This is a genomic window from Flavobacterium sp. (genome assembly GCF_039916025.1).
Classification (GTDB): Bacteria; Bacteroidota; Bacteroidia; order Flavobacteriales; family Flavobacteriaceae; genus Flavobacterium.
The window spans coordinates 1-4529 of sequence record NZ_JBDSMB010000067.1; the positions used below are offsets into that span (position 1 = coordinate 1).

6 protein-coding genes are annotated in these 4529 nt (G+C 34.6%); 1 reads left to right on the top strand and 5 read right to left on the bottom strand.

The window, feature by feature from the left end:
- Both ABIQ27_RS04155 and ABIQ27_RS04160 read right to left on the bottom strand, forming a co-directional pair.
- Positions 1 to 233: DUF3127 domain-containing protein (locus ABIQ27_RS04155; protein ID WP_348032322.1), on the bottom strand; the 233-nt coding region annotated here is incomplete at its 3' end.
- Between the two features lie 2 nt (positions 234 to 235).
- Positions 236 to 1111 (bottom strand): flavin reductase family protein, encoded by an 876-nt coding sequence (locus ABIQ27_RS04160; RefSeq protein ID WP_348032324.1) that lies wholly within the window; start codon positions 1109 to 1111, stop codon positions 236 to 238.
- 76 nt (positions 1112 to 1187) lie between these two features.
- On the opposite strand from ABIQ27_RS04160, the gene ABIQ27_RS04165 reads away from it, so the two are divergent.
- Positions 1188 to 2336 (top strand): HAMP domain-containing sensor histidine kinase, encoded by a 1149-nt coding sequence (locus tag ABIQ27_RS04165; RefSeq protein WP_348032326.1) that lies wholly within the window; start codon positions 1188 to 1190, stop codon positions 2334 to 2336.
- On the opposite strand, the gene ABIQ27_RS04170 is transcribed toward ABIQ27_RS04165, so the two are convergent.
- The 3 genes from ABIQ27_RS04170 to greA all read right to left on the bottom strand — a co-directional run bounded on the left by ABIQ27_RS04170 (position 2337) and on the right by greA (position 4460).
- Positions 2337 to 3488 (bottom strand): transglutaminase domain-containing protein, encoded by a 1152-nt coding sequence (locus ABIQ27_RS04170; RefSeq protein WP_348032328.1) that lies wholly within the window; start codon positions 3486 to 3488, stop codon positions 2337 to 2339.
- A gap of 75 nt (positions 3489 to 3563) precedes the next feature.
- On the bottom strand, positions 3564 to 3953 hold the full coding sequence (locus ABIQ27_RS04175; protein WP_348032330.1) for an HIT family protein: 390 nt from the start codon (positions 3951 to 3953) through the stop codon (positions 3564 to 3566).
- A gap of 30 nt (positions 3954 to 3983) precedes the next feature.
- Complete coding sequence (greA, locus tag ABIQ27_RS04180) at positions 3984 to 4460, bottom strand: transcription elongation factor GreA (RefSeq protein WP_348032332.1); 477 nt, start codon at positions 4458 to 4460, stop codon at positions 3984 to 3986.
- Positions 4461 to 4529: the final 69 nt, after the last annotated feature.

Sequence of the window (4529 nt, forward strand, 5' to 3'; positions counted from 1 at the left end):
TATTTAGTTTCTCCTTGTGGATTTGTCCATTCTCTTCCTCTCAAATTGATTGACACTTTTACTGCATCACCAACATTGTAATTATTCAACAAATCACATTTGTCCTGCACAAAGTTGATGCTGATAAATTGTGGATACTGTTCTTCTGTTGCCACAACTAATTCTCTTTTTTTAAAGCTGGCACTCACTTGTTGCTCAGCATTAATCACTTTAATTTTCCCCGTAACTTCCATAATTATTGTTTTGCTAAAAGCACTTTCCAAGCCGAAAGTGCGTCATTATTATTTAAATATTCTTTTGCTTTTTGGTGAATTTTCATTTCATCATCCGAACTCAAAACACCTTTAACAGCAAAATTTTGTTTTACAAATATAGTAATTTCTTCTTGTGTTGGCAATGCTTCTACATTACCTAATTTCCCCAAATCATTCCCATCAAAAATAGTGCTTTTTTTGATAAAATCCGGAATTTCATCTACACCAATCCCTAGTGTTAACAAGGGTTTTTCGACTTCAAACATTCCCTGATTGGAACGCGAATACCAATTTCCGCCAAGGCGTGAAACCAAATCGATTTTGCTTTGGTCAATCATGTTTTTGTCATCGAGGATGTTTTCGTGGATGTGAATTTTTACGACTTCGCAAATAATTAAATTTCCGGCACCACCTTGATTTCCCAACGCGATTATTTCATTGACTTTGCATTCCATTTGCACCGGACTTTCGGCAACGCGATAAGGCTTTACCATATCCGATGGCAACATTGTCAACCCGGATTTCAGAAACTCATTTACACCATCAGGATATTCAGTACTCGATAAAGATACTTGTTGCACCATATCATAATTTACGACATTGATGACAACCTGTTTGGTCGCTTCACAGTTTTCAAGTGTGTGTTTAGTGGTATTATTTCTAACGCGTCGTGCAGGCGAAAAAACCAAAATCGGCGGATTGGAACTAAACACATTAAAGAAGCTAAAAGGCGATAGATTGGGCTTCCCATTCTTATCCATCGTACTCGCAAAAGCAATTGGCCTTGGTGCTACTGCGGTTTGCAAATAGCCTTGTAATTGTGCTGGTGAAAGTGTGTGTGGTTCGAAACTGAGCATCGTCTTTTGATGTTTTTTACAAATGTAATAAGTTTAATCTTTAATACTTTTAATTATATTTATAAAAAAATTTTCAATGCAGTTTTCCGAAAAACGTAACCTTACCCGTTGGATTATCATCATGGCTTCCTTTGTCATAGTGATTTTAATATTGTGGAATACTTATTCTTTTTTTCAAATCTTCAAAAACGATGAGCGTGTCAAAATGGAAGTTTGGGCAGAAAGTTTAAAAACTTTACTCAACGCGGATCCTTTACAGGATGATGTGGAGCTTCCCCGACAGGTAATGAGCAATAATAAAACAATTCCAATCATTTTAACGGAAAAAAACATCATTATTAATACCACCAATATTGATGAAAACATTGTAAAAGACAAAGCCAGGCTAGCTGATTTTTTTGAAAAATTAAAAAAACAAAATGATCCGATTGTTATAAGAATTGGTCCGGGACAAGTTCAGTATTTATACTATGGGAATTCTTCGTTGCTCAACAAACTAAAATACTATCCTATTACCCTGTTATTGATTATTTTTCTTTTTGGCGCCTTGGTTTACAACTTCTACCGCAGTACCAAAATGGCAACTCAAAACAAACTTTGGGCTGGAATGGCGAAAGAAACAGCACACCAAATTGGAACGCCATTGTCATCTTTAATTGGTTGGCTGGAAATAATGAAAGCAGACAATGTAGATGAAACAACCATTGCCGAAATCGAAAAAGACATAAACCGATTGCAAACCATCACAGATAGATTCTCAAAAATTGGCTCTGAGCCTGTTTTGAAACGCCTGAATATCATCGAAGAAACAGAACAGTCTTTTGATTATCTAAAATCAAGGTTTTCAAAACAAGTCGAGTTTTCCTTTGAAGCTCCTAAAAAACCTATTATGGTTTCTGTAAATCCGGCACTTCACAGTTGGACCATTGAAAATTTAGTCAAAAATGCTATCGATGCTATGAAAGGTAAAGGCAAAATATCGGTAGTAATTGAAAACGACAATAATTTGGTTAAAATTTTAGTTTCCGATACCGGAAAAGGCATTCCGAAAAATCAATTCAAACGTGTTTTTGAACCTGGTTTTACCACAAAAAAACGTGGTTGGGGATTAGGTTTGTCTTTGACAAAACGTATTGTGGAAGAATATCACAAGGGAAAAATAAAAGTCCTGAATTCTGAAATCGGAAAAGGAACTACGATGCAGGTTTCTTTTAAAAAGGGATAACTATTTAAAGTTGGTAAACATCATTTTTCTTCCCAAAGAACCTTTACTTAAATATTCTTTTAGGAATTTTTCCTGCTCTTTGGTTTTTTCTATTCCGGCCAAAATTGCTCTTTTCAAACCATTCACATTGGCTGCATTTTCAGGACTTACAGGACCAACATTATAAACATCATCGTTGCATTTTTTCATTCTGTCACTTACATCCTGCATCATTTTTTTTAACGTTTCGTCAGATTGTGTTGGCTTGAATCTTTTATTTCTAAACATAATAAAGTCATTCAGATAGCTAATTGCTTCGTTAAAATTAGCCGAAATTACGACCAGTTTCTCAACGCTTTTATTTTGGTTTATAGCAGTAAACTCACTCTTTTTTGAATTGTAATATTCCTTAATTATTTTGTTTGAAAGACCATTCTTCTCTATTCTTTTTGAAGCTTCAAAAGCTTTGTCTGCATCAGATATTTTTTCGTATTTTTCAATCTCTGCATTAAAATCAAAATTTATCTTAGGCTTTGCAGGGTCAGATTTTCCACTTATAAATTCATCATTGGTCAAAGGCTCGCTCAGAAGTTGCCATAAGTAATCAAACGGCATGTGATTAACAATCATTCTGTCCGGAGCTCTTTTGAAATAAGTATTGTTTTGCTTCTTAGTGAAAATTTTTCCATCAATAGATCCGGCGCCCCAAGTTGCATCAAACAAAAACCATTTCCCATCTATCTGTGAGATATTCCATGCATGCGATATATTTGCTACTTCATCAAACTGTTTGGTATAGCCGCCAACAATATAGCTTTTGACACCTGCTTTAATGGCAATATCATTGAAAACTTCGGCATAATGAATACAAACTCCTTTTCGGGTTTTTAATGTATTGGCAATTTTCACTTCTGGTGAATCCAGATTATTTGGCTGATACATATTCGGAACATCATAACTTATATTTGCTGTTACCCAATAATAAATTGCTCTCATTTTTTCATCCTGACTGGTGAAATTAGAATTAATGTAACCTGCAATATCAGTCGTAGTAGTGGTTAAATTCCCCGGAATAGATAACATTTTGTTGTCTACGTAAGAATAGTTTGGAGAAGTCTGTCCAATGCCAAGTTGGGACAGCAGCATTATAGAAAACATCAATATAATTTTCATAAACTTATTTAGTATTAAAAAAACCTGCAAAATTATAAAACTCAGCAGGTAACTATTTTTGAAATGAAATCAGTATTACAAATTAGCACGGATGGCAGAAGCCAACTGTTCAAATTCTTCTTTGGATAAGGATACTTTTCTTTGAAAACGCATATCATCCATATCGTGTAACGGAATTAAATGCACATGTGTATGTGGTACTTCAAGCCCAATAACAGCAACTCCTATACGCTTACATTCTACAGTTTTTTCAACGGCTTTTGCTACTTTTCTTGAGAACTTCATCAATCCCAGATACAAATCCTCATCCATATCAAAAATCTTATTGATTTCTTTTTTTGGTATACAAAGTGTGTGCCCTTTGGCATTTGGATTTACATCTAAAAAAGCCAAATAATTATCATCCTCAGCTATTTTGTAGCAAGGTATTTCTCCGTTAACTATTTTGGTGAAAATTGAACTCATTTTATTTTTAAAAAACTGAACCCTTTTAAACTAGTCTCTTGAAATCTCTAAAACTTCAAAGTTTAATTTCCCGTTTGGAACCGTAATTTCAGCAACCTGTCCAACCGATTTTCCTAGTAATCCTTTACCAATTGGTGAAGTAACAGAAATTTTTCCGGATTTTAAATCGGCTTCACTTTCGGCAACCAGCGTATATTTCAACTCCATTCCATTTGCCTGGTTTTTAATTTTTACATTAGATAAAACCAAAACTTTTGAAACATCAAGATGCGTTTCGTCTATCAATCTGGCGTTTGAATGAACTTCTTCAAGCTTAGCAATTCTCATTTCCAACATTCCCTGCGCTTCTTTTGCTGCGTCATATTCTGCATTCTCAGATAAGTCGCCTTTGTCCCTTGCTTCTGCAATAGCTTGTGAAGCTTTAGGCCTTTCTATGCTTTTTAACTGGTCTAATTCTTCTCTTAATTTCTTTAGTCCTTCTACTGTGTAATACGATACTGCACTCATGATTTCCTCTTTTATATAAATAGAAAAAATCCCATCGCAACGGGATTTCTTTTTGCAAAGATATTATTT